Source organism: Cronobacter universalis NCTC 9529 (assembly GCF_001277175.1).
Lineage (GTDB): Bacteria > Pseudomonadota > Gammaproteobacteria > Enterobacterales > Enterobacteriaceae > Cronobacter > Cronobacter universalis.
The window spans coordinates 1,648,948-1,672,264 of sequence record NZ_CP012257.1 but is presented as its reverse complement, the minus strand read 5'-3'; the positions used below and the strand labels follow the sequence as shown (position 1 = coordinate 1,672,264).

Below are 23,317 nucleotides of genomic sequence, written 5' to 3'. Positions count from 1 at the left end.
CAATTAGCGCAGGTTAACCAGGGTATTGAGGATCTGGTCCTGAGTCTTGATGGTCTGCGCGTTCGACTGGTAGTTACGCTGCGCGACGATCATGTTGACCAGTTCTTTACTCAGGTCGACGTTGGACGCTTCAAGCGCGCCGCTGGTCAGTTTGCCGAAGTTGCCGGTGCCGGCAGAGCCCAGCAGCGCCACGCCAGAGGCGGTGCTTGCAGACCAGACGTTGTCGCCCTGAGAAGAGAGACCTTCCGGGTTGGCGAAGTTCGCCAGCACGATCTGACCCAGCAGCTGGCTCTTCTCGTTGGAGTAGTTACCCACCAGGCTGCCGTCTTCGTTCACCTGATAACCCACCAGGTCGCCCGGCTTGTAGCCGTTCTGGTTGGAGGTCAGCAGGACGTTAGCGCCGGAGTTCTGCTGGGTGGTGCCCGTCAGGTTCATGCTGAAGTTGAATGCCGCGGAGCCGTTCAGGGACGCCACGGAAATCGGCACCTGCTGGGAGCCCGCCGGTGCGGCGTTGGTGATGCCGGTCAGGGCGCCGCTGTCGCTGAAGGTCAGGCTGGTCAGCGGGGTGGTCGGCGTCGCGGAGCTAACGCTGGTGTCCATGTTGTAGACATCCCATTTGTTATCCGCGGTTTTCACGTAGTACAGCTTCAGGTTGTGTTCGTTACCCAGGCTATCGTAAACGGTCAGCGGCACGCTTTTGTTAAAGGTGCTGGAGTTAGCCGGATCGAATGGGGTCTGCGCCGGAACATCGTCAGAGGAGTTCAGGTTCATGACGAAATTCGCGCTGGTGGTCTGGCTTGCCGGCATCTGCGCGGTCGGAATGGTCAGCGGAATCGGGTCTGCGCCCTGCTGAACGGTCGGCGGGGTGCCGGTTGCCGGATAGCCGGTCACCTGCATACCCTGCATGTTCACCAGGTTGCTTTTTTCGTCCAGTTTGAACTGGCCGTTACGGCTGTAGAACACGCCGCCGTTGCTGTCGAGCAGACGGAAGAAACCGTTCTGGCTGATAGCCACGTCCAGCTTACGGCCGGTGTTGGTGGTCACGCCGTCGCCGAAGTCCTGGGTAATACCCGCGACTTTAACGCCCAGGCCCGCTTTCGAACCGGCAAACATGTCGGCGAAAGAGACGGAGCCAGACTTAAAACCATAAGTGGCGGAGTTGGCAATGTTGTTGCCGATAACGTCGAGGTTGGTGCTGGCAGCATTCAGACCGCTGACCGCTTGTGAAAAGGCCATTTCTTACTCCTGATAAGATTGAAGGCTTAAATAATTTGCCGTACCTGGTCGAGTGTCGTGGTCCCGTAGGTGCCCAGATCCAGCAGGTTCGAACCGTTGCTTCGCGTAATGCCGTTCACCAGCGCGAAGTTAAGCGGCTGTGCGACCAGCTGGGTGCCTCCGTTGCTTGCGGCAATGGAGACGTTGTAGGAGCCATCCGGCGCCTTGGTGCCGTCGCTCATCGTGCCATCCCAAGAGAAGGTATGGACGCCAGCGCTCAGCGCGCCGATTTCGATGGTACGAACGACTTTCCCGCTCTTATCAGTGACAGTGGCGGTAACTTTATCTGCGGCCTGTTGCAACTCGACGCCAAACGGTGTCGTGGTGTCTTTGCCGGTCAGAATGGTGCTGCCCGGGATCATCACGCCGTGACCGATAAGCGCGCTCGCCGCAAGCGACTGGCTGTTATCGATCTGGCCGGAGATAGATCCGAGCGTGGTGTTCAGTTTCTCGATGCCGCTCACGGTGCTGATCTGCGCAAGCTGCGTGGTCAGCTCGTTGTTCTGCATCGGGTTGGTCGGGTCCTGGTTTTTCAGCTGCGCCACCAAAAGCGTCAGGAAGCTGCTTTGCAGGTCCGAGGCATTGCTCCCGGTCAGACTGGTGCTGGAGGTCGCGCTGCTGGCACTGCTGGGACTGTAACTTTCGTTAATGCTGGACGTAACCGACATAACTCTCTCCTTTATTGACCGAGCGTGAGCGTTTTCAGCATCATGCTTTTCACGGTGTTCAGCACTTCTACGTTGGCCTGGTAGCTGCGCGAGGCGGACATGGAGTTCACCATCTCGCCGACCACGTCAACGTTCGGCATACGGACATACCCCTTGGCGTCCGCCAGCGGGTTGCCTGGCTCATAAACCAGTTTGTCCGGCGCCTGGCTTTCCACGACATCCGTCACCTTCACGCCGCCGGTGGCGGCGCCTGGCGCGGCGTCAACCTGGAAAACCACTTGCTTTGCGCGATAAGGCTGACCATCCGGCCCGGTCGCACTGTCGGCGTTGGCAAGGTTACTTGCCGCCACGTTCATGCGTTTGGATTGCGCGGTCATCGCGGAACCGGCAATGTCGAAAATATTTAAAAGCGCCATCGCTTCTTAACCCTTACTGTTGCTGCAGCACGGACATCATGCTCTTGATTTGGCCGCCAAGAACCTGCAGATCGGTCTGATACTTCAGGCTGTTGTCGGCAAACTGGGTACGCTCACGGTCCATATCGACGGTGTTGCCATCCATCGACGGCTGATCCGGCACGCGGTACAGCAAATCAAGAGAAGCGCCGGTCGACGCCTGAGCCGGTATATGGCGTGATGACGTCATGGCGAGCGTCATGGTGCTGCCTGACGCGCGGCCTTGATCCATCACTTTTTTCAGTTGGCTGGCGAAATCAATATCGCGCGCCTGATAACCTGGGGTATCGGCGTTGGCGATATTGGCCGCCAGAATCTCCTGACGCTGAGCGCGTAAATTGATAGCTTCCTGTTGAAAGCGCAGCGCGGCGTCCAGTTTATCGAGCATGGTGCCTCCACTTAGTCTGGTGAGTGTGCACAGCTTACTGTTCCTCACGCGTGCGTTATCGCCGGAATAAACGCAAAATGCGTCGCTATTTGTTGCCTTGAACAAAAACAGAGCAGAGTAGAATCCTCCCTGTTCCGAAAGTGGAGATGTGCAATGAAGAGCCTGAAATTCTGTCTCGCCGCGGGTTTGCTGCTGTTAAGCCCCGGCATTTTCGCCGATGCGCTCAATGCGCAGCTGACGCCGTTCTTTCTGCAGCGTCTGGCGGGAATTAGCGATGCGGTGGTGGTGACGGTGAAAACGCCGGAGCCGCAGAGACTGACTTGCGATACCCCTGATTTCAGCCTGCCGGGCAACGCGCGTCTGTGGGGAAACCTCAGCGTGCAGGTGCGTTGCGGCGATCAGAAACGGTATATGCAGGTGAATGTTCAGGCTTTCGGGAACTATGTGGTGGCAAGCCAGCCTGTCGCGCGCGGCGGCACGCTGGATGAGTCTAACGTCCGCCTGGAGCGCGGCCGGCTGGATCTCCTGCCCCCAAACGCTATGCTCAATCTTGACCAGGCGCGCGAAGCTGTTACCCTGCGTGACCTCGCGCCAAATCAGCCGGTAATGCTGTCGATGGTACGTCAGTCCTGGCGGGTAAAAGCGGGTCAGCAGGTACAGATTATCGCCAACGGCGAAGGCTTTAGCATTAATGGCGAAGGCCGGGCCCTGAACAATGCGGCGGTGGCGCAAAACGCCCGGGTCAGAATGGCCTCAGGCCAGGTGGTAAGCGGCATCGTGGGTTCTGATGGGATTATTCTGATTAACCTGTAATCTTTATAAAGAATTCATTGTGGCTGCCGATATAGTTAATCAACTAACGATGAATATCGGCTCTACGCCGCGAGCCCCTCTATGAGGAAAAAATCAATGAGCATTGAACGCACGTCATCCATGAAACCGGTGAGTACGGTGCAACCGCGCGAAAACAGTGAACCGCAGGCACCGAAAGCCCGCCCGACGGAAACCGCGGCGGCTGGCAGCGCCAGCGTCACCTTAAGCGGCGCCCAGGCAAAACTGATGAAGCCAGGCGCTGATGATATCAACGTTGAGCGTGTGGAAGCGCTGAAGGCCGCCATTCGTAATGGCGAGCTGAAAATGGATACCGGCAAAATCGCCGATGCGCTTATCCAGGAAGCTCAGAGTTTCTTGCAGGATAAATAATCTATGAGCCGTCTGTCAGAACTGTTAGACCAAATGACAACTGTACTGAATTCGCTGAAGTCGGTGATGGATGCGGAACAGCATCAGTTATCCGCGGGCAGTCTCAACAGTAGTGCGCTTCAGCGCATCACCGAAGAGAAAAGCTCGCTGCTGGCCACGCTGGACTATCTGGAACAGCAGCGCCGCAGCGAACAGAAAACGCACCGCGACGCGCCGCCGGATATGGCGCAGCGCTGGCAGACGATTACTCAGAAAACCCTGCATTTGCGCGATCTGAATCTGCATAACGGCTGGTTGCTCGAAGGGCAAATGGCGCGTAACCAGCAGGCCCTGGCGGTGTTAAAACCGCTTCAGGAGCCGGCGCTGTACGGCGCTAACGGCCAGACTGCCGCGAATATGCATCGCGGCGGGAAGAAAATCGCCATCTGACCGCAAGGTCATGGGTTAAAAAAACGCCATTCCGGCAGGGTAAACCTGCTGGAAGGTTTTTTGCGTCTGAAAAACGCGTGCTGGAAACCAGGCATATAAAAACGCGCCGGGGAGAAATCCTGCGGCGCGTTTTGTGTAACGGCGTTAACCGCCGTTCGGTTTACACCGTACGGCGCGCGAAATCCCGCACGCGGAAGCCCAGTAACGTCAGCGTCGCGAAGTACGCGACAACGCCCGCGACCACCACGCCCGCAAGGCGCAGCAGACGCAGCGGCATGCTGCCCTGCGCCCAGTCCGGCATGAAGTGCATCACGCCGATAAGCGCCGCGGACATCACCAGCACCGCGATTATCAGCCGCGTTAAAAATGCGCCCCACCCCGGCTGCGGCTGGAAAATTTTACGCTTGCGCAGCTGCCAGTAGAGCAGACTCGCGTTAAGACAGGCCGCAAGACCGATGGAGAGCGCCAGCCCCGCGTGTTTCAGCGGCCCGATAAACGCCAGGTTCATCACCTGCGTCATGATGAGCGTCACGATGGCGATTTTCACCGGCGTTTTGATGTCCTGGCGCGAATAGAATCCTGGCGCCAGCACTTTCACCACAATCAGCCCCATCAGCCCGACCGAGTACGCCACCAGCGCCTGCTGGGTCATCAGCGCGTCGTGACCGGAGAATTTGCCGTACTGGAACAGCGAGACGGTCAGCGGTTTCGCCAGAATGCCAAGCGCCACCGCGCTTGGCAGCGCCAGTAAAAAGCACAGGCGCAACCCCCAGTCCATCAGGCGAGAATATTCGTCATGGTTGCCGCTCGCGAAGCTTCTCGACAGCGACGGCAGCAGAATGGTCCCGAGCGCCACGCCCAGCACCCCGGACGGAAACTCCATCAGGCGGTCGGCGTAATACATCCAGGAGACCGAGCCGGAAACCAGAAACGAGGCGAAAATCGTGTTGATGATAAGCGAGATCTGACTGACCGAGACGCCGAGGATGGCAGGCCCCATCTGTTTCATAACGCGCATCGCGCCCGCATCTTTAAAGTTAATGCGCGGCAGCACCAGCATGCCGATTTTCTTCAGGTGCGGCAGCTGGTAAACAAGCTGCAACACGCCGCCGACCGTGACCGCCCACGCGAGCGCCAGTACCGGCGGGTTAAAGTACGGCGCGGCGAAAAGCGCAAAGCCAATCATGCTGATATTAAGAAACGTGGGCGCGAACGCCGGCACCGAAAAGCGGTTCCAGGTGTTAAGAATGGCGCCCGCGAGCGAGGCCAGCGAAATCAGCAGAATATAAGGAAAGGTAATACGCAGCAGCGACGAGGTGAGCGCGAATTTATCCGCGGTATCGGCAAAGCCCGGCGCCGTCACCAGAATCACCCAGGGGGCGGCCAGCATACCGGCTATCGTCACAATAAACAGCGCCAGCGTCAGCAGGCCGGACACATAGGCCACAAACACCCGCGTGGCGTCTTCGCCCTGCTTGCTTTTATATTCGGCGAGGATCGGCACAAACGCCTGCGAGAACGCGCCTTCGGCAAAAATGCGTCGCAGCAGGTTCGGCAACTTGAACGCCACGAAAAAGGCGTCGGTCGCCATCCCGGCCCCGAACACCCGCGCCACAATGGCGTCGCGCGCGAACCCGAGCACGCGGGAAAACATGGTCATCGAGCTGACCGCAGCCAGCGACTTCAGTAAATTCATTATTGTTCTTTCCCATAAACACCGACGCCTGCAGGGCAGGCGTCAGGGGCTTTTCAGCGAAGCGCTTAGTCTACTCGACTGAAAGGGAAATACTACTGGCAGATGCGCGCCGCCGTTACTCGCGCATCGCCTCGCGCCACAGCCGCTCCACCACGCGCTGGGCGAGAAGCGCCTGCTCGCCCGCGGTTTCAGGAACCGTCTGATTCTGCACGCAGTCGATAAAATGACGCGCGCAGCCGGCGAAACCGCGCTGCTCCAGCGTGCTCTGCCAGCCGGGCACCGGGCGCTGCACCACGCCTGCGCCGCGCTCTTCGCGCCACTCGCGCATATCGGTCACGTCAATCAGCGCGCCGTCGGTCACCGCCTGCACCCACTCGCGCTGGCTGCCGGCGCGACGGTGCATGCTGGTGGTGATGGACAGATCGCCGCGGCGGAAATGATGCTCGGCGTACCACATTTCACCCTGCGCGGTGGTCTGCAATGCGCCGCTCGCAAGCACTGCCTCGCCGCCGCCGAGCCACAGCGCGGTATCCACCAGATGCAGGTAGTCATCCAGCAGCGTAAAGCGCAGGTCATGCGGGCCGACGCTGTCGGCGCGGTGTTTATCCATACGCAGCGACGCCCCCGCGCCCAGCGCGTTTTTCAGATCGCGATAGAGCGGCGCGAAACGGCGGTTGAAGCCGACCATCAGCGTCAGGTTGCGCTGTTTCGCGAGCGTGACCAGACGTTCGGCGTCGGCGAGGTTTTCCGCCAGCGGTTTATCGACGCAGACATGGACGCCCGCGTTCAGGAGCTCGCTCACCACCTGATAGTGACTGCTGGTGGCGCTGTGCACGAAGACCGCGTCGCACTGCGCGGCCAGCGCCTTTAGCGAATCGATATACGGCATCCGATACGCCTCGCAGACCGGCAGCGCTTTCGCGCGCGTCGGGGAGAACGCCCCCGTGAGCGTCCAGTCCGTCGCCTGTGACAGCACCGGCAGCCAGGCTTTTTGCGCAATGCCGCCAAGGCCGACCACCCCAACGCGTAATTTCGCCACGATTATTCTCCCAGGTGACCTAACAGTGATTCGAGGCGCTCGCGCAGTTCCGCCACCTCACGCTCCAGCGCGTCGACGCGCGCCGTTAAGGCGTCGGTATCCGCGCCGGTGTTTTCGTCGTGCGCGGCAAGCGTCGCGGTATCCGGCTCGCCGCAGAAAAGGTGCATATAGCGGCTTTCGCGCTTGCCAGGCTCGCGCGCCAGCCGCGTGACAAACGGGCCATCTTCACGGGTTGCGAGCGTCTCAAGCGTGTTTTCAAGCGCGGCCGTGTCGCTGAACTCATGCATACGCGCCGCGCGACTGCGCAACTCGCCCGGCGTCTGCGCGCCACGCAGCAGCAGGGTCGTGACCAGCGCCACTTCGGCGGGCGAGAATTTCAGATCGCCGAATTCGGAATTACAGAAGCGCTGCTCATATTTCGTCACGCGGTTGCCGAAACCGCTGACGGTGCGCAGATAATGGCGCTTTACCAGCTGATCCAGCGTCTCCTGCACCTGCGCCTCGCTCAGGTTCATTACCGGCTCGCGATTGGTTTTCTGGTTGCAGGCGGTGACCACGCCGTTGACCGAAAGCGGGTATTGCTCCGGCGTGGTGACCTGTTTTTCCAGCATGCAGCCGATGACGCGCGCTTCCAGCGCGCTGAACTGATGTTTCATGGTTTTCTCCTCAACGCCCCGGCGTCCATTCGCGCGCGGTGAGCGCGGTCAGCACATGATCGCGCCAGACGCCGTCAATCAGTAAGTAATCTTTGGCATAGCCTTCTTTTTCAAACCCGAGCCGCGCCAGCAGGTCGCCGCTGCGCTGGTTATGCGGCATATAGTTGGCCATTATCCTGTGCATATGCTGGCTGCGCTGCATATAGCGGATGGCGCTGGTGAGCGCTTCAAACATCATGCCCTGCCCCTGCCACTTTTCGCCCAGCGAATAGCCGAGATAGCAGGCATGGAACGAGCCGCGCACCACGTTGGAAAAGTTGGCGACGCCGCGGATTTCATGTTCGTCCGGATCGAGCAGCGCAAAGTAGAAGGCGTTGCCCTGCTTGTGAAGTTCGTTAATCATGCCAAGCCGCGCCTGCCAGCCCGACGGGTAGCAATGGCTTTCATCGCGAACAGGCTCCCAGGGCTTCAGAAACTGGCGATTCTCGGCGTAGTAATCCGCCAGCCGCCATGCGTCGCGATCGTGCACCAGGCGCACCACCAGGCGATCTGTCGTTAATCTCACTTTCGGCACGTTACTTCGGTAGCCAAACATCGATACCCTGCTCCTTTCCCGGCGTTATTCCTCATTCCTGCCCCGGACAGCGCGCCGCCGCGGGCATTACGTTTTACTATAACCGCGCCGAACAAAACAGTGAAAACAGCAACATGCCATTCTTTGACGCGCCGCGCGGCCTGACGATGAATTTCATCTATCAATCATAGCGATCGATAAAAAAATATTGTCGCGCAAAACATCACCACCGCGCCCGTCAGGCCGTAAGATAGTGCGGTCACTTCGCTTTTTCCCGGGAGGGGAAATGTCCCGCGTCTCGCAGGCAAGGAGCCTGGGTAAATATTTCCTGCTAATTGATAACATGCTCGTGGTTCTGGGCTTTTTCGTCGTCTTTCCGCTCATTTCAATTCGCTTCGTCGACAGCCTCGGCTGGGCCGCGCTGATGGTGGGGATCGCGCTCGGTCTGCGCCAGCTCGTTCAACAAGGGCTGGGGATTTTCGGCGGCGCCATCGCCGACCGCCTCGGCGCGCGGCCGATGATCGTGACCGGCATGCTGCTGCGCGCGGCGGGTTTTGCGACGATGGCGGTGGCCCACGAGCCGTGGGTGCTGTGGCTCTCCTGCGTGCTCTCCGGGCTTGGCGGCACGCTTTTCGACCCGCCGCGCTCGGCCCTGGTGGTGAAGCTGGTGCGCCCCCAGGAACGCGGCCGCTTTTTCTCACTGCTGATGATGCAGGACAGCGCCGGCGCCGTAACGGGCGCGCTTATCGGCAGCTGGCTGCTGCAATATGATTTCCGGCTGGTGTGCGGCGTCGGCGCGCTGCTGTTCGTGCTTTGCGCGGGCTTTAACGCCTGGCTGCTGCCGGACTGGAAGCTCTCCACGGTGCGCACGCCGCTGCGCGAAGGCATGGGCCGTGTGCTGCGCGATAAGCGCTTCGTCACCTATGTGCTGACGCTGACCGGCTACTACATGCTGGCGGTGCAGGTGATGCTGATGCTGCCGGTCATGGTGAACGATATCGCGGGGGAACCGACGGCCGTGAAATGGATGTACGCCATTGAAGCCGTGCTGTCGCTGACGCTGCTCTATCCGCTGGCGCGCTGGAGCGAAAAGCGCTTTCGCCTTGAACAGCGTCTGATGGCCGGGCTGCTGGTGATGACGTTCAGCCTGGTGCCGATCGGTCTTGCGAGCAACCTGCAACAGCTGTTTACGTTAATTTGTCTCTTTTATATCGGCTCGATTATCGCCGAGCCGGCGCGTGAAACTCTGAGCGCGTCGCTGGCGGACGCCCGCGCGCGCGGCAGCTATATGGGCTTCAGCCGTCTCGGCCTCGCCTTTGGCGGCGCGCTTGGCTACGCGGGCGGCGGCTGGCTGTTTGACGTCGGCCGCGCGCTGAATACGCCCGAGCTGCCCTGGGCGATGCTTGGCGTGATAGGCGTCGCGACGTTCCTGATGCTCTGGTGGCAGTTCAGCCAGAAACGGCTCGCGCCGGGGCTGGTGGAGCAGGAAAGCTAAGATCCGGGGAGCGATTTGCTCCCCTGCGCATTCTCCACCATACTGAAAAATCAGTAACCTGAGCAGGAGGAGAAACGTGAAGTTATATATTTACGATCACTGTCCGTTCTGTGTGAAAGCGCGCATGATTTTCGGGCTCAAAAACCTTCCGGTGGAGCTTATCGTGATGTCCAGTGATGACGAGGCCACCCCCACCCGCATGATTGGCCAGAAAATGGCCCCGATTCTGCAAAAAGACGACAGCCGTTACCTGCCTGAAAGCATGGATATCGTTCACTACGTCGATAAACTCGACGGCAAACCGCTGCTCACCGGCAAGCGCAACCCGGCCATAGAAGAGTGGCTGCGCCGCGTTAACGGCTACGTTAACTGCCTGCTGCTGCCGCGCTTCGCCAAAGCCGCGTTCGATGAGTTCGCCACGCCTGAAGCGCGTCGTTACTTTACCGAGAAAAAAGAGGCGGCGATCGGCTCCTTCGAGGAGCATATGGCCCACTCCGCCGGGCTGATTAAAAACATCAGCGACGACCTGCGCGCGCTCGACAAGCTTATCGTCCAGCCGAACGCCGTGAACGGCGAACTCTCTGAAGATGATATTCATCTCTTCCCGCTGCTGCGTAACCTGACGCTGGTCGCTGGCGTCAACTACCCTACCCGCGTCGCCGATTACCGCGACAACATGGCCAAGCAGACGCAAATAAATCTGCTCTCAAAAATGGCTATCTGACGATCCCGCCGGTGGCCTCCACCGGCGTTTTAAGCCGAATCCGCTTTTGCCGCTTCCACTGGCGGGGCATCCTGCTTTGTGTCAGGATCGCCCGACAGCACCAGAACGAGGGAAGCTCATGAAAAAAATGTTAGTCGCCGCGGCGCTTATCGTCAGTGGCTTGCTGGTGGGATGTAACCAGCTCACGCAATACACCGTCACCGAACAGGACATTAACCAGGCGCTGCAAAAGCGCAATAACTACGCCAAAGATATCGGCGTGCCGGGCCTTGCCGACGCGCATATCGTCTTAACCAACCTCAACAGCGCGATTGGCCGCGAAGAGCCGAATAAAATCACGCTCAACGGCGACGCGAGTCTCGATATGACGTCGCTTTTCGGTAACCAGAAAGCGCTGGTGAAACTCAAACTGAAAGCGCTGCCGACGTTTGATAAAGAAAAAGGCGCTATCTATCTGCGCGAGATGGAAGTCGTCGACAGCAGCATCACGCCGAACAAAATGGCCCCGGTGCTCGAAACCCTGATGCCGTATCTGAATAAATCGCTGCGCAGTTACTTTGAACAGCGCCCGGCTTACGTGCTGAGCGAAGATCGCACCCAGGGCGAAGCGCTGGCGAAGAAATTCGCCAAGGGGCTTGAGGTGAAGCCTGGCGAAATCGTCATCCCGCTGACCGATTAACATCATACCGGGGGCGCGACGCCCCCGAATTTTCAGGAAAAGGATGCAAACGAAAACGTTTACGCTTATCCTTAGTGCCCGGCATAAAACCAGCCATTACTGACTGTTTCCTCAAGCCGGAGCCTTCCATGACTGCACAACCCCAGGTTTTAACTATCCGCCGCCCTGACGACTGGCATGTACATCTGCGTGATGGCGACATGCTGCAAACCGTCGTGCCTTACACCAGCGAAACTTACGGGCGCGCTATCGTCATGCCAAACCTGGCACCGCCGGTCACGACCGTGGAAGCCGCTATCGCCTACCGCCAGCGCATTCTCGACGCGGTGCCGGAACACCACTCGTTTGAACCCCTGATGACCTGCTACCTGACCGATACGCTGGACGCGGACGAACTGGAGCGCGGTTTTCAGCAGGGCGTCTTTACCGCCGCCAAGCTCTACCCGGCAAACGCCACGACCAACTCCAGCCACGGCGTCACCAGCGTCGATAACATCATGACGGTGCTGGAGCGAATGGAAAAACTCGGCATGCCGCTGCTGGTGCATGGCGAAGTGACGCACAGCGAGGTCGATATCTTCGATCGCGAAGCGCGGTTTATCGAGACGGTCATGGAGCCGCTCAGACAGCGCTTGCCGGGCCTGAAAGTGGTGTTTGAACACATTACGACCAAAGACGCCGCCGACTACGTACGCGACGGGAATTCGCTGCTCGGCGCGACCATCACGCCGCAGCACCTGATGTTTAACCGCAACCATATGCTCGCAGGCGGCATTCGCCCGCATCTCTACTGCCTGCCGATCCTCAAGCGTAACGTGCACCAGCAGGCGCTGCGCGAGCTGGTGGCGAGCGGCTGCGATCGCGTCTTCCTCGGCACCGACTCCGCGCCCCACGCGCGTCATCGCAAAGAGACCAGCTGCGGCTGCGCGGGCTGCTTTAACGCGCCTTCCGCGCTCGGCGCGTACGCCACCGTGTTTGAAGAGATGAACGCGCTGGCGCACTTTGAGGCGTTCGCCTCGCTGAACGGCCCGCGGTTTTACGGCCTGCCGGTGAATGAAGGCACCGTGACGCTGGTGCGCGAGGAGAGCGTTATGCCGGAAACTATCGCTATCGCCGACGACACGCTGGTGCCGTTCCTGGCGGGCGAAGCGGTACGCTGGACGGTAAAACGCTAAGCTTGCGCTAAAAAAATCACGGCCCCCTGTTGCATGCCGCACGGCAAAACTGTATATATATACAGTATGATTAACAGGGGGTTGTTATGCGTATTGAAGTGACTATCGCCAAAACCACGCCGCTGCCGCCGGGCGCTATCGACGCACTGGCCTGCGAGCTATCCCGCCGTATTGAAAGCCATTATCCGGAAATGCCGAATCATGTGAGCGTGCGTTATGCCGCCGCTAACCAACTGTCGGTTCTGGGTGGCGCGAAAGAAGATAAAGATCGCATCAGCGAAATTCTCCAGGAAACCTGGGAGAGCGCTGACGACTGGTTTACCGCTGATTAACCCTCATTACTGTCTTCTCTATGGTGTCAGTTTTTCCGGGCTTCGCCGCCCGGTTTTTTTTAATATTTATGCCGCCTTTTTCTGCGATAGCCTATTTTTTTCCTTTTCAGCTTTTATCTCATTGATCCCGATTCTTAACAAAAATTTGCGAATAATCTGCCGTTTTATTGTTCAGTTAATTCAAAATCGCAAAAAAATGTGTGTCAGGGTATTTATTTCTGCCCCATTTTCCTTTATTGGTTGATATACTTTATTTGCTTCAGAGATAAGAAAAGCCGCATTGAACCTCATGAGTCGTTGTCTATAAACACGTATAAAGGGGGTTATGATGGAAAAAAATGAAGTAATACAGACGCATCCCCTTGTTGGATGGGACATCAGCACCGTCGACAGCTATGACGCACTGATGCTGCGGTTGCACTATCAATCCTCTCCGCAGGTGGATCGCGAAGCGACCGAAGTTGGCCAGACATTATGGCTGACGACCGATGTAGCAAGACAATTTATTTCTATCTTAGAAGCCGGCATTGCAAAAATTGAATCCGGTGAGTACCAGGAAAGCGATTATCGCAAGCACTGATAGCGTGCTTTTCTTATAACTCAAAGGCATCCTCCGGGGTGCCTTTATTTTTTCCTGCTTGTGAATTGTCCTGCTCTTAATTACTCTGCTAACCAATGGTTTTCACGGAGTAATTTCATGGAATACGATCTGATTATCATCGGCAGCGGATCAACAGGCGCAGCGGCCGGTTATTACGCGACCCGCGCCGGGCTTAACGTATTAATGACAGACAGCGCCCACCCGCCCCATCAGGAAGGCAGCCATCACGGCGACACGCGTCTTATCCGTCACGCCTATGGTGAAGGCGAGCGTTATGTGCCGCTGGTGCTGCGCGCGCAGGCGCTGTGGGATGAGCTGAACGAGCTCGGCGGCGAGCGTATTTTCGAGCGTACTGGCGTTGTCAATCTCGGCCCGGCTGATTCTGAATTTCTGGCGAATGTCGCTGACAGCGCCGCACGCTGGCAGTTGCCGCTGGAGAAAATGACCGGCGAAGAAGTAATGACGCGCTGGCCTGAAATCCGGCTGCCGGAAAACTACCTCGGCCTGTTTGAGCCGGACTCCGGCGTGCTGCGCAGCGAAAAAGCCATCGCCACTTATATCCGTCTTGCCGAAGAAGCGGGCTGCGCGCAGCTCTTTAACTGCCCCGTGAGCGGTTTTGAGGCCACCGAGGACGGCGTAAGCGTGACGACCGCCGATGGCGTCTATCGCGCCCGCAAGGCGCTTGTCAGCGCCGGTACGTGGGTGTCGCGCCTGGTGCCAGGCCTTCCCGTGACGCCGGTGCGTAAAATCTTCGCCTGGTATCAGGCCGACGGGCGCTACAGCGCCAATAACCGCTTCCCGGCCTTTACCGGCGAAATGCCGAACGGCGACCAGTTTTACGGGTTCCCGGCGGAAAATAACGAGCTGAAAATCGGCAAACACAACGGCGGTAAGGTCATTTCGCGCCCGGAAGAGCGCGTCCCGTTTGGCGCGGTGGCGACCGACGGTTCAGAAGCCTTCCCGTTCCTGCGTCATTTCCTGCCAGGCATCGGCGGCTGCCTGTATGGCGCGTCGTGCACCTATGACAACACGCCGGATGAAGATTTTATTATCGACACCCTGCCGGACGCGCCCAACGTGTTGCTGGTGACGGGGCTGAGCGGCCACGGCTTTAAATTCGCCCCGGCGCTCGGTGAAATCGCCACGCAGTTCGCAGCCGATAAACCTTATGATTTCGATCTGAGCCCCTTTTCGCTCGCGCGTTTCGCCGCCTCTGCGTGATTTCTCAGCGGGCCGGGTAAGCGTACCGGCCCCGCTTACCGTTATCTGATTGTCAAAATTATTGATAACAGCCTGACAAAACCTGATAAACCCCTGAACTATTTTACTGCTAAATAATCGCCAGGCCGCGCTGGCCGCCTGTTATAACTCGGCTGTATGGCCTTATTCGCCTGCGGCATAGCGATTTCACCAATCAATTACCGGTTTTTATGCGATATATCCTCTCATTCAAATTATTTGACTAATTTGTTTTGTTTTTTTGGTTTGCTTTTCGTGCCCCTAAACGCCACTGTTTGAGTCATTCTTACTGACGGATGCATAACCATGCAGTGGCGTAACTCCCCAACACGATATGGACATTTCTCGGTACTGCTTCACTGGCTGATGGCGCTGACGGTTTATGGGATGTTTGCGCTCGGACTGTGGATGGTGTCGCTCGGGTATTACGATGTCTGGTATCACCAGGCGCCGGAAATTCACAAAAGCATTGGCATTATCCTGTTTGTCTTCCTGCTGGTGCGCGTGGTCTGGCGTTTTATCTCGCCACCGCCTCCGCCGCTGGCCAGCTATTCCCGGCTTACGCATTACAGCGCCGTCGCGGTGCATGTCATGCTGTACCTGATCCTGTTCACGATTCTTATCAGCGGCTATCTGATTTCCACCGCCGAAGGCAAACCGATTTCCGTCTTCGGGTTGTTTGACGTGCCAGCGCTGGTGAGCGGCGCGGGCGAACAGGCGGATCTCGCCGGCGATATCCACCTGTGGCTCGCCTGGATTGTCGTGCTGCTCTCGGTCGCGCACGCCGCCGCCGCGCTGAAACACCATTTTGTCGACAAAGACGTCACCCTGAAGCGGATGCTCGGGAAAGCGTCACACTAACCATGGAGCGAAATATGAAGAAAAGCCTGCTGGGGGTCACTCTGGGTGCCCTGCTGTTCACCACCGGCTCAGCCGTTGCTGCCGACTATAAGATCGATAAAGAAGGCCAGCACGCCTTCGTTAACTTCCGTATCCAGCACCTGGGTTACAGCTGGCTGTACGGTACGTTCCGCGATTTCGACGGCTCGTTCACCTTCGATGAGAAAAACCCGGCGGCGGATAAAGTCAGCGTCACCATCAATACCAACAGCGTTGACACCAACCACGCCGAGCGCGACAAACACCTGCGCAGCGCGGAATTCCTGAACGTGGCCAAATTCCCGAAAGCGACCTTCACCTCCACCAGCGTGAAGAAAGAGGGCGATGAACTGGATATCACCGGCGATCTGACCCTGAACGGCGTGACCAAACCGGTAACGCTGGAAGCCAAACTGCTGGGCCAGGGTAAAGATCCGTGGGGCGGCGAGCGCGCGGGCTTTGAAGCGGAAGGCAAAATCAAACTCAAAGACTTCAACATCACGACCGATCTCGGCCCGGCGTCTCAGGACGTGGATCTGATTATCTCGGTAGAAGGCGTGAAGCAGAAGTAATCGCCCTTCAGGCACGAAAAAAAACCGGTCAACTGACCGGTTTTTTTATGCCTGCGGGTTATTCCGGGTCCGGAATGCCAAGCGTGGTGTTAAGGCGACCGCGGGATTTATTAAAGATTTTATTGCCGTTCTCACGCCCTGCGCGACGACGGCGCTGCTCCTCTTCCGGCAGCGACATCTCTTCCTGGCACAGCTCGCTGCAGCAGCCGGAAAACTTCTCGGCGCACGCCGGGCACTGGATAAACAGCAGGTGGCAGCCGTCGTTTTTACAGTTGGTGTGGCTGTCGCACGGCGCGCCGCACTGGTGGCAGTGCGCGATCACGTCGTCAGAGATGCGCTCGCCCATACGCTCGTCAAAGACGAAGTTTTTACCGACGAAACGTACCGGCAGCCCCTGCTCGCGCGCTTTGCGGGCGTATTCGATAATGCCGCCTTCGATATGCCAGACTTTCTGAAAACCGTTATGGCGCATGAACGCGCTCGCTTTTTCACAGCGGATGCCGCCGGTGCAGTACATGACGATTTTCTTGTCTTTGTACTCCTGCATCATCTCAACGGCTTTCGGCAGCTGTTCACGGAACGTGTCCGCCGGGATCTCCAGCGCGTTCTCGAAATGACCCACTTCATACTCATAGTGGTTACGCATATCGATAAACACCGCGTCCGGATCGTCAAGCATGGCGTTCACTTCCGCCGCCTTGAGATAGTCGCCCACGTCGCTGGCGTCGAACGTCGGATCGTCGATGCCGTCCGCCACGATGCGATCGCGCACTTTCATGCGCAACACCCAGAAGGATTTGCCGTCATCATCCAGCGCGATGTTCAGACGCACGCCGTCGAGCGCCGGATGAAAATTATATAGCGCGGTGCGAAACGCCTCGACGTTGCTTTCAGGAACGCTTATCTGCGCGTTGATGCCTTCGTGGGCAAGATAGATACGGCCAAAGACATTCAGCGCGGTGAACGCCTGCCAGAGCGCGTCGCGCGTGGCTTTCGGATCGTCGATGGTGAAATACTTATAGAATGAGATGGTGGTGCGCGGCTCGGTTTCGGCGAGCATGCGCGCCCTCAGTTCCTCATTCGATATGCGGTTGTGTAACACTGGCATGGTGTACGTTCCTGCTATCGGTGGGGGAATAAATAACGGCCGGCATCATATAGCAATTACCGTTAATTTACATCCCTACATTTTGCGCTACATTTTCCACACCTTATCGATGATTCATCTTCAGACAGGCGTCGCGGCGCGAAGGGCAGAGAATTTTGGTCGTTCGCAAAAAAATGTCACAATACGGGCCGTGAAAGGGCTTCGCCTGCAATTAATGGAATTTTCATGACGCATTTACCGCAATTTTCTCGCGCACTGCTGCACCCCCGCTACTGGCTGACCTGGCTTGGTATTGGCCTGCTGTATCTCGTCGTGCTGCTGCCCTACCCGGTTATCTGGCGGCTTGGCCGCGGGATGGGCCGCCTCGCGCTGCGGCTGATGAGACGTCGCGCGCGCATTGCCCACCGCAACCTTGAGCTCTGCTTTCCGGAAATGAGCGAGACCGAGCGAGAGGCGCTGGTGGTAAAGAACTTCGAATCGGTCGGCATGGGGCTGATGGAAACCGGCATGGCCTGGTTCTGGCCCGACTGGCGCGTCGCGCGCTGGACGGAAGTTTCCGGCCTGGAGCCGGTTAAAGCGCTGCTGGCGGAAAAGAAAGGCATTTTGCTGATCGGCGTGCATTTCCTGACGCTGGAACTTGGGGCGCGCATCTTCGGGATGCATACGCCGGGCATCGGGGTTTATCGCCCGAACGACAACCCGCTGCTCGACTGGCTGCAAACCTGGGGACGCCTGCGCTCCAATAAAACCATGCTCGACCGAAAAGATCTCAAAGGCATGATCAAAGCGCTGAAAGGCGGCGAGATCATCTGGTACGCCCCTGACCACGACTACGGCCCGCGCAACAGCGTGTTCGTGCCGTTTTTCGCGGTCGACCAGGCCGCCACGACATCCGGCACCTGGATGCTGGAGAAGATGTCGAAAGCCTGTATCGTGCCGTTTGTGCCGCGCCGCAAAGCGGATGGCAGCGGTTACGAACTGATTGCCCTTGAGCCGGAATGTTCGCCGCCCATCGACAGCGCCGAAGAGACCGCCGCCTGGATGAATAAAGTCGTCGAGAAGTGCATCCTGATGGCGCCCGATCAGTACATGTGGCTGCACCGCCGCTTTAAAACCCGCCCGGAAGGCGTGCCGTCGCGCTACTGATCCTTTTCGCCCGCCGCGTGTCGCGCGCGGGCACCGCTTCTTGCGCCATTTTTTTCCATTCATTCTTGCAAATCGCAAACTTCGACTATTCTTTCCTGAAACAACCATGTCCGTTCAGGGAGAAAGCTATGACTATGTACGCCACGCTTGAAGAAGCCATTGACGCAGCACGCGAAGAGTTCCTCGCCGCGAATCCGGGGATTGAGGAAGAGGACGCGGTTGTCGGGCTGTTCAACATGCAAAAGTATGTGCTGCAGGATGGGGAAATCATGTGGCAGGTGGAGTTCTTCGCCGATGAAACCGACGAAGGCGAGTGCCTGACCGTGTTAACCGGCGACGCCGCACAGAGCGTGTTTGACGGCGACTTCGATGAGATCGAACTGCGCCAGGAGTGGCAGGAAGAAAATACCCTGCACGAATGGGATGAGGGCGAGTTTCAGCTGGAGCCCCCGCTGGATACCGAAGAAGGACGCACCGCGGCGGATGAGTGGGACACCACCCGCTAAGCGTCACTCATACGGGCCGTGATGCATATCGACCGGCAGCAGCAGCGTATCGAAGATAAGCGAAAACGGCAGGTCGAGCATCAGGATGAAACGCCACGGCCTGTCCCGCACGTCCCACTGCACGCCGGGGTAATACTGGTTGCCATGCCCCTGCCCCGGCACGGCGCGACTGATAATGCTGCCACATCCGCAGAGCATCCAGACGGCAAGCAGAACGGCGATAATTCTCAAGTGCGACCTCGCTTTTAACGTAATATCTTCAGTATAACAGCCCGTCAGACGGGCAAAAAAATGCCGGCCTTCGTGGCCAGCATTTTCATTTCATTGCGCTGATGCTCTTACGGCGTACTTAACGCCTGCGGATTAAGCTTCAGCGTCTCGTAGTGGCTCACCCAGGACGAGTATCTCTGCGGATTCGCCCAGACGCGGTAGTGCATACGCGCCATGGTGACCGGGTCGCTCAGCAGCACCAGACGGCGGTCGCGGTTGAGTTTCTCCGGCGTATCGTTCAGCGCCTGTTCGACGTGACGATCGCGGGCGATTTCCAGCACATGGCTTGCGCGGTGACGCGCGGTCGCCATAGCGGTCGCCAGCGCGTTAAACGACGGATGGAACACCGCGTGCATAAAGCCATCTTCCAGCGAACGGCTGCGGTTGAGCTCCAGATAGCGGTCGGTATCCACCAGCACCTGCGGCGGCGAATACTCTTCCGGGATCAGGAACAGCTTCCAGCGTTTGGTGCGCAGGCCTACGGTCGCGCGGCTCGAAATCACCGACACGAACGGCGACAGGATCAGCGAGAACACGATAGGCGCCAGCCAGAACAGGAAGCGCAAATCGAGCCACGCCATGCCGACCGCCCACACCAGACCCAGCAGCAGCTGAGAGCCGTGACGCAGGAACGCTTCGCTCCACGGGGTGGAGTCGTCGTCGCGCTGCGGCGAGTTCCAGACCACTTCCCAGCCGAGGAACGCGCTCACCACAAACACCGTATGGAACAGCATACGCACCGGCGCCAGCAGTACCGAAAACAGCACTTCCAGCAGCAGAGAGAGCGTGACGCGGAAAAAGCCGCCGTACTCTTTCGGGCCTTTACACCAGATGAGAATGACGCTCAGCAGTTTCGGCAGGAACAGCAGCACCATGGTCGAGGCGAATAGCGCTATCGCGAGCTCAGGACGCCACTGCGGCCATACCGGAAACAGCTGGCGCGGTTGCAGGAAGTATTGCGGCTCGGTGAGCGCGTGAACCACCTGCAACGCCGTCGAGAGCGCCAGGAACAGGAACCAGAGCGGCGCCGACAGATAAGACATGACGCCGGTCAGGAACACCGCGCGGTGAACCGGGTGCATCCCTTTCACCAGGAACAGACGGAAGTTCATCAGGTTGCCGTGACACCAGCGGCGGTCGCGCTTGAGCTCATCCAGCAGGTTCGGCGGAAGCTCTTCATACGAGCCTGGCAGATCGTAGGCAATCCACACGCCCCAGCCCGCGCGGCGCATCAGCGCCGCTTCCACGAAGTCGTGGGAGAGGATAGAGCCTGCGAAAGAGCCTTCGCCCGGCAGCGGCGCCAGCGCACAGTGCTCGATAAACGGCTTCACGCGGATAATCGCGTTATGGCCCCAGTAGTGCGATTCGCCCAGCTGCCAGAAGTGCAGACCGGCGGTAAACAGCGGTCCATAGACGCGTGTCGCGAATTGCTGGCAGCGCGCATAGAGCGTGTCCATGCCGGAGGCTTTCGGCGACGACTGGATGATCCCGGCGTTCGGGTTCGCTTCCATCAGACGCACCAGGCCGGTCAGACAGTCGCCCGTCATCACGGAGTCGGCGTCCAGCACCACCATGTAGCTGTACTGGTTGCCCCAGCGGCGGCAGAAATCGTCGATGTTGCCGCTTTTACGCTTCACGCGACGACGACGGCGGCGATAGAAAATCTGCCCTTCGCCCTGCACTTCGGCAATCAGTTCCATCCAGGCTTTCTGCTCGGCGACGCAGATATCCGGATTGTAACTGTCGCTCAGGATATAGACGTCGAAGTGCGCCTGCTGACCGGTGGCTTTCACCGACTCCCAGGTCGCGCGCAGGCCCGCGAAGACGCGATCCACGTCTTCGTTACAGATAGGCATGATAAGCGCGGTGCGATGCTCGGGATTTATCGGCTCATCCCCCACCGTCGAGGCGGAGATGCTGTACTTATCTTTACCGATAAGCAGCTGCAAAAAGCCCATCAGCGCCGTCCAGAACCCGGCGCTTACCCAGCAGAACAGGATGGCGAACAGGATCAGGATGCCGCTTTGCAGCACATACGGCAGCAGCTGCATCAGCGACACCAGCCAGTCCTGGCCCATCATGTCCGCCGGGTTGATCAGCGCCCAGCCCTGATACGGCAGAATGGTTTTCATATACCAGGTGGCGACGACGGTCTGAGACAGCGTCAGCAGCAGCAGGATGTAACGGCGGATGGTGCCGACCGTACGCCATTTCTGCTCCGCGGCGCGCTCTTCTTTCGTCAGCCCCGCCATGTAGCGCGGCAGCACTTCGCGACCGCGCAGACGGTCCCAGAAGCGCCCAATCGGGTTGGTGCGCCACGGGTCCGGAAACATGGAGGAACGCGTAGCCTTGGGCATGGCCTGGATCTGGGTGCGGCCTTCATCATCTTTGATCAGTTGATCGCCCTTGAGCGAGTCTGACCAGCGCTTTTCCAGACGCGTTTTCACCGAGCCCAGCGGGGAGTCATCCTCGCGGGCCCAGACGCGCCCTTCAGCGTCCAGCGCCTGATGAAGGGCCTGCATGTCCGATGTCGGCAGCGCCGCTTTCTCAGCATCGGAAAGCGGCAGCAGGTCGATATACTCAGTAGACTTATTCATTGGCAGGTAGCTGATAGCTCCAGGTTTCACTCAGCGGCTGATCGCCATTCATCAGGGCAGCGCGCATTTCAGTGGTTTTCTTGGCGTCTTTGATTTTCACGCGCAGCGTCATACGCCAGCCTTTGGTGACCGGGTTGTAGCGCACGCTGTTTTCCACGATCTCGCCGTTATCGCCAATGCTCGCCTGAGCGGTCACCGGCGTGTTATCCGGCAGCTTCTGCATCTCGGCGCCGGTGTAATCCACCACAAACGCGATGGTGCCGTCCGGCTGACGGATGAGGTTGGACTGTTTCACGTCGCCGGTGGAGCGGCGCGTCTGCAGTACCCACGCATTTTCCGGGGCGTGCAGTTTGTCTTCGTCGCGGCTAAAGGTGATGGTGTATTTGAAATTCATCTCCTTGCCTGGCTCCGGCAGCTGATCAGGCGTCCAGTAAGCCACGATGTTATCGTTGGTTTCGTCGTTGGTCGGAATTTCCACCAGCTCGATTTTCCCTTTGCCCCACTGCCCTTGCGGGGTAACCCACGCGCTTGGACGCAGATCGTAGCGGTCGTCGATATCCTCAAAGCGGGAGAACTGGCGGCCGCGCTGCAGCAGACCGAAGCCCTGCGGGTTTTCGGTGGTGAACGCGCTGACCGCGAGGTGTTTCGGGTTATTCAGCGGACGCCAGATCCACTCGCCGTTGCCGGCGTGCAGGGAGAGCCCATTGGAGTCGTGCAGTTCCGGGCGGTAGTTGGTGGCCGGCGACGGCTGGTTCGGCCCGAACAGGAACATACTGGTCAGCGGCGCGACGCCCAGTTTGCCCACTTTATCGCGCAGATAGACTTTCGACTGCACGTCCACGACCGTATCGCGACCGGGGGTGATGATGAAGCGATAGGCGCCTGTCGCGCGTGGAGAATCCAGCAGCGCGTAAATCGTCAGACGTTTGTCGGTCGGTTTCGGACGCTCAATCCAGAACTCGCGAAAGCGCGGGAACTCTTCGCCGGACGGCAGCGCGGTGTCGATAGCCAGACCGCGCGCGGAAAGCCCGTACACCTGGCCCTGACCAATCACGCGGAAGTAGCTCGCGCCCAGCATGCTGACGATTTCGTCGTTTTTATCTTTATTGTTGATCGGATAAAGCACTTTGAAACCGGCGAAGCCCAGGTCTTTGACGGTGTCTTTGTCGTGCTGCACGTTGCCGAAATTAAAATAATCCGGGCTGTACTTAATTTTGCGAACGGTATTGGCCGTCACCTCGTTAAGGGCAACCGGCGTGTCGAAGTACATACCCTGATGGTAGAATTCAAGCTTGAACGGGGTTTTGATTTTGCTCCAGTAGGCTTTGTCATGATTGAACTGGATCTGTTGGTAGTCCGCGTATTTCATATCGCGGAAAACGGAGGGCAGGTTGCTTTTCGGCGCTTCATAGCTTTTGCCCGCTAAGGATTTCGCCTGTTTTGCGACGTCGTCGATAGTGAAGGCCCAACCCGAAGTGGTATAAAGTGACAACATTACTGCTGCACCCAGCCAACCCATTTTCATCATCTGTGTTTTATGTTTCATATAACTAAGCACTTCCCCCTTTGTGTGCTTAAATCAATCCGATCCATTTTAATGGAAACTTGCGG

26 protein-coding genes are annotated in these 23,317 nt (G+C 58.3%); 14 read left to right on the top strand and 12 right to left on the bottom strand.

Annotated features, from left to right (window positions below; translation table 11 throughout):
- Window positions 1–3 precede the first annotated feature (3 nt).
- The 4 genes from flgE to flgB are packed head-to-tail and all read right to left on the bottom strand — an operon-like array spanning window position 4 to window position 2,786.
- Window positions 4–1,236: a flagellar hook protein FlgE gene (gene flgE, locus AFK65_RS07630; protein ID WP_007707851.1), complete on the bottom strand. Its 1,233-nt coding sequence runs from the start codon at window positions 1,234–1,236 to the stop codon at window positions 4–6.
- 26 nt (window positions 1,237–1,262) lie between these two features.
- Window positions 1,263–1,943: a flagellar hook assembly protein FlgD gene (gene flgD / locus AFK65_RS07625; protein ID WP_007707848.1), complete on the bottom strand. Its 681-nt coding sequence runs from the start codon at window positions 1,941–1,943 to the stop codon at window positions 1,263–1,265.
- An 11-nt stretch (window positions 1,944–1,954) separates the two neighbouring features.
- Complete coding sequence (gene flgC / locus AFK65_RS07620; protein WP_004385214.1) at window positions 1,955–2,359, bottom strand: flagellar basal body rod protein FlgC; 405 nt, start codon at window positions 2,357–2,359, stop codon at window positions 1,955–1,957.
- Between the two features lie 13 nt (window positions 2,360–2,372).
- Complete coding sequence (gene flgB / locus AFK65_RS07615) at window positions 2,373–2,786, bottom strand: flagellar basal body rod protein FlgB (protein WP_004385215.1); 414 nt, start codon at window positions 2,784–2,786, stop codon at window positions 2,373–2,375.
- Between the two features lie 153 nt (window positions 2,787–2,939).
- Here flgB and flgA point away from each other — a divergent pair, with 153 nt between their 5' ends.
- From flgA to flgN, 3 genes are all read left to right on the top strand, one after another.
- The gene (flgA, locus tag AFK65_RS07610) at window positions 2,940–3,599 is read left to right on the top strand and encodes a flagellar basal body P-ring formation chaperone FlgA (RefSeq protein ID WP_007707840.1); all 660 of its coding nucleotides are present in this window, start codon (window positions 2,940–2,942) and stop codon (window positions 3,597–3,599) included.
- A 96-nt stretch (window positions 3,600–3,695) separates the two neighbouring features.
- The gene (flgM, locus tag AFK65_RS07605; RefSeq protein ID WP_007707837.1) at window positions 3,696–3,989 is read left to right on the top strand and encodes a flagellar biosynthesis anti-sigma factor FlgM; all 294 of its coding nucleotides are present in this window, start codon (window positions 3,696–3,698) and stop codon (window positions 3,987–3,989) included.
- 3 nt (window positions 3,990–3,992) lie between these two features.
- Window positions 3,993–4,418 (top strand): flagella biosynthesis chaperone FlgN, encoded by a 426-nt coding sequence (gene flgN, locus AFK65_RS07600; RefSeq protein WP_007707835.1) that lies wholly within the window; start codon window positions 3,993–3,995, stop codon window positions 4,416–4,418.
- A 160-nt stretch (window positions 4,419–4,578) separates the two neighbouring features.
- On the opposite strand, the gene murJ is transcribed toward flgN, so the two are convergent.
- From murJ to rimJ, 4 genes are all read right to left on the bottom strand, one after another.
- Complete coding sequence (murJ, locus tag AFK65_RS07595) at window positions 4,579–6,114, bottom strand: murein biosynthesis integral membrane protein MurJ (protein WP_032804494.1); 1,536 nt, start codon at window positions 6,112–6,114, stop codon at window positions 4,579–4,581.
- A 115-nt stretch (window positions 6,115–6,229) separates the two neighbouring features.
- On the bottom strand, window positions 6,230–7,153 hold the full coding sequence (locus AFK65_RS07590) for a Gfo/Idh/MocA family protein (protein WP_038857474.1): 924 nt from the start codon (window positions 7,151–7,153) through the stop codon (window positions 6,230–6,232).
- 2 nt (window positions 7,154–7,155) lie between these two features.
- Window positions 7,156–7,809: a YceH family protein gene (locus AFK65_RS07585; protein ID WP_038857475.1), complete on the bottom strand. Its 654-nt coding sequence runs from the start codon at window positions 7,807–7,809 to the stop codon at window positions 7,156–7,158.
- Window positions 7,810–7,819: 10 nt separating this feature from the next.
- The gene (rimJ, locus tag AFK65_RS07580) at window positions 7,820–8,404 is read right to left on the bottom strand and encodes a ribosomal protein S5-alanine N-acetyltransferase (protein WP_032804492.1); all 585 of its coding nucleotides are present in this window, start codon (window positions 8,402–8,404) and stop codon (window positions 7,820–7,822) included.
- A gap of 265 nt (window positions 8,405–8,669) precedes the next feature.
- Between rimJ and mdtH the strand changes: the two genes are divergently transcribed.
- The 9 genes from mdtH (at window position 8,670) to AFK65_RS07535 (ending at window position 16,079) form a co-directional block, all read left to right on the top strand.
- Window positions 8,670–9,878 (top strand): multidrug efflux MFS transporter MdtH, encoded by a 1,209-nt coding sequence (gene mdtH / locus AFK65_RS07575; protein WP_038857476.1) that lies wholly within the window; start codon window positions 8,670–8,672, stop codon window positions 9,876–9,878.
- Between the two features lie 76 nt (window positions 9,879–9,954).
- The gene (grxB, locus tag AFK65_RS07570; protein ID WP_007707822.1) at window positions 9,955–10,602 is read left to right on the top strand and encodes a glutaredoxin 2; all 648 of its coding nucleotides are present in this window, start codon (window positions 9,955–9,957) and stop codon (window positions 10,600–10,602) included.
- Between the two features lie 118 nt (window positions 10,603–10,720).
- On the top strand, window positions 10,721–11,281 hold the full coding sequence (locus tag AFK65_RS07565; RefSeq protein ID WP_038857478.1) for a lipoprotein: 561 nt from the start codon (window positions 10,721–10,723) through the stop codon (window positions 11,279–11,281).
- 128 nt (window positions 11,282–11,409) lie between these two features.
- Window positions 11,410–12,456, top strand: coding sequence for a dihydroorotase (gene pyrC / locus AFK65_RS07560; RefSeq protein WP_007707817.1), 1,047 nt, complete (start codon window positions 11,410–11,412; stop codon window positions 12,454–12,456).
- Window positions 12,457–12,542: 86 nt separating this feature from the next.
- A complete protein-coding gene (gene dinI / locus AFK65_RS07555; protein ID WP_007664331.1) occupies window positions 12,543–12,788 on the top strand; it encodes a DNA damage-inducible protein I in 246 nt (81 codons plus the stop codon).
- A 325-nt stretch (window positions 12,789–13,113) separates the two neighbouring features.
- On the top strand, window positions 13,114–13,368 hold the full coding sequence (bssS, locus tag AFK65_RS07550) for a biofilm formation regulator BssS (RefSeq protein ID WP_007707814.1): 255 nt from the start codon (window positions 13,114–13,116) through the stop codon (window positions 13,366–13,368).
- 117 nt (window positions 13,369–13,485) lie between these two features.
- Window positions 13,486–14,610: an N-methyl-L-tryptophan oxidase gene (gene solA, locus AFK65_RS07545; RefSeq protein ID WP_007707812.1), complete on the top strand. Its 1,125-nt coding sequence runs from the start codon at window positions 13,486–13,488 to the stop codon at window positions 14,608–14,610.
- Window positions 14,611–14,934: 324 nt separating this feature from the next.
- Window positions 14,935–15,489 carry a cytochrome b gene (locus AFK65_RS07540; RefSeq protein ID WP_007707811.1) on the top strand — a complete coding sequence of 185 codons (555 nt, stop codon included), beginning with the start codon at window positions 14,935–14,937 and terminating at the stop codon, window positions 15,487–15,489.
- 14 nt (window positions 15,490–15,503) lie between these two features.
- Window positions 15,504–16,079, top strand: a complete 576-nt coding sequence (locus tag AFK65_RS07535) for a YceI family protein (protein ID WP_007707809.1) — start codon at window positions 15,504–15,506, stop codon at window positions 16,077–16,079.
- Between the two features lie 58 nt (window positions 16,080–16,137).
- On the opposite strand, the gene trhO is transcribed toward AFK65_RS07535, so the two are convergent.
- Window positions 16,138–17,187 carry an oxygen-dependent tRNA uridine(34) hydroxylase TrhO gene (gene trhO / locus AFK65_RS07530; protein ID WP_038857480.1) on the bottom strand — a complete coding sequence of 350 codons (1,050 nt, stop codon included), beginning with the start codon at window positions 17,185–17,187 and terminating at the stop codon, window positions 16,138–16,140.
- A 225-nt stretch (window positions 17,188–17,412) separates the two neighbouring features.
- Here trhO and AFK65_RS07525 point away from each other — a divergent pair, with 225 nt between their 5' ends.
- Together AFK65_RS07525 and AFK65_RS07520 are read left to right on the top strand one after the other, a co-directional pair.
- Window positions 17,413–18,333, top strand: a complete 921-nt coding sequence (locus AFK65_RS07525; RefSeq protein WP_007707804.1) for a Kdo(2)-lipid IV(A) acyltransferase — start codon at window positions 17,413–17,415, stop codon at window positions 18,331–18,333.
- 128 nt (window positions 18,334–18,461) lie between these two features.
- Complete coding sequence (locus AFK65_RS07520; protein WP_032804487.1) at window positions 18,462–18,839, top strand: MysB family protein; 378 nt, start codon at window positions 18,462–18,464, stop codon at window positions 18,837–18,839.
- 3 nt (window positions 18,840–18,842) lie between these two features.
- On the opposite strand, the gene AFK65_RS07515 is transcribed toward AFK65_RS07520, so the two are convergent.
- The 3 genes from AFK65_RS07515 to mdoG all read right to left on the bottom strand — a co-directional run bounded on the left by AFK65_RS07515 (window position 18,843) and on the right by mdoG (window position 23,234).
- Complete coding sequence (locus AFK65_RS07515; protein WP_369832612.1) at window positions 18,843–19,037, bottom strand: YceK/YidQ family lipoprotein; 195 nt, start codon at window positions 19,035–19,037, stop codon at window positions 18,843–18,845.
- A gap of 140 nt (window positions 19,038–19,177) precedes the next feature.
- Window positions 19,178–21,706 (bottom strand): glucans biosynthesis glucosyltransferase MdoH, encoded by a 2,529-nt coding sequence (mdoH, locus tag AFK65_RS07510; protein ID WP_038857482.1) that lies wholly within the window; start codon window positions 21,704–21,706, stop codon window positions 19,178–19,180.
- Complete coding sequence (gene mdoG, locus AFK65_RS07505; RefSeq protein ID WP_085959948.1) at window positions 21,699–23,234, bottom strand: glucans biosynthesis protein MdoG; 1,536 nt, start codon at window positions 23,232–23,234, stop codon at window positions 21,699–21,701. The genes mdoH and mdoG overlap by 8 nt, the downstream gene beginning before the upstream one ends.
- Window positions 23,235–23,317: the final 83 nt, after the last annotated feature.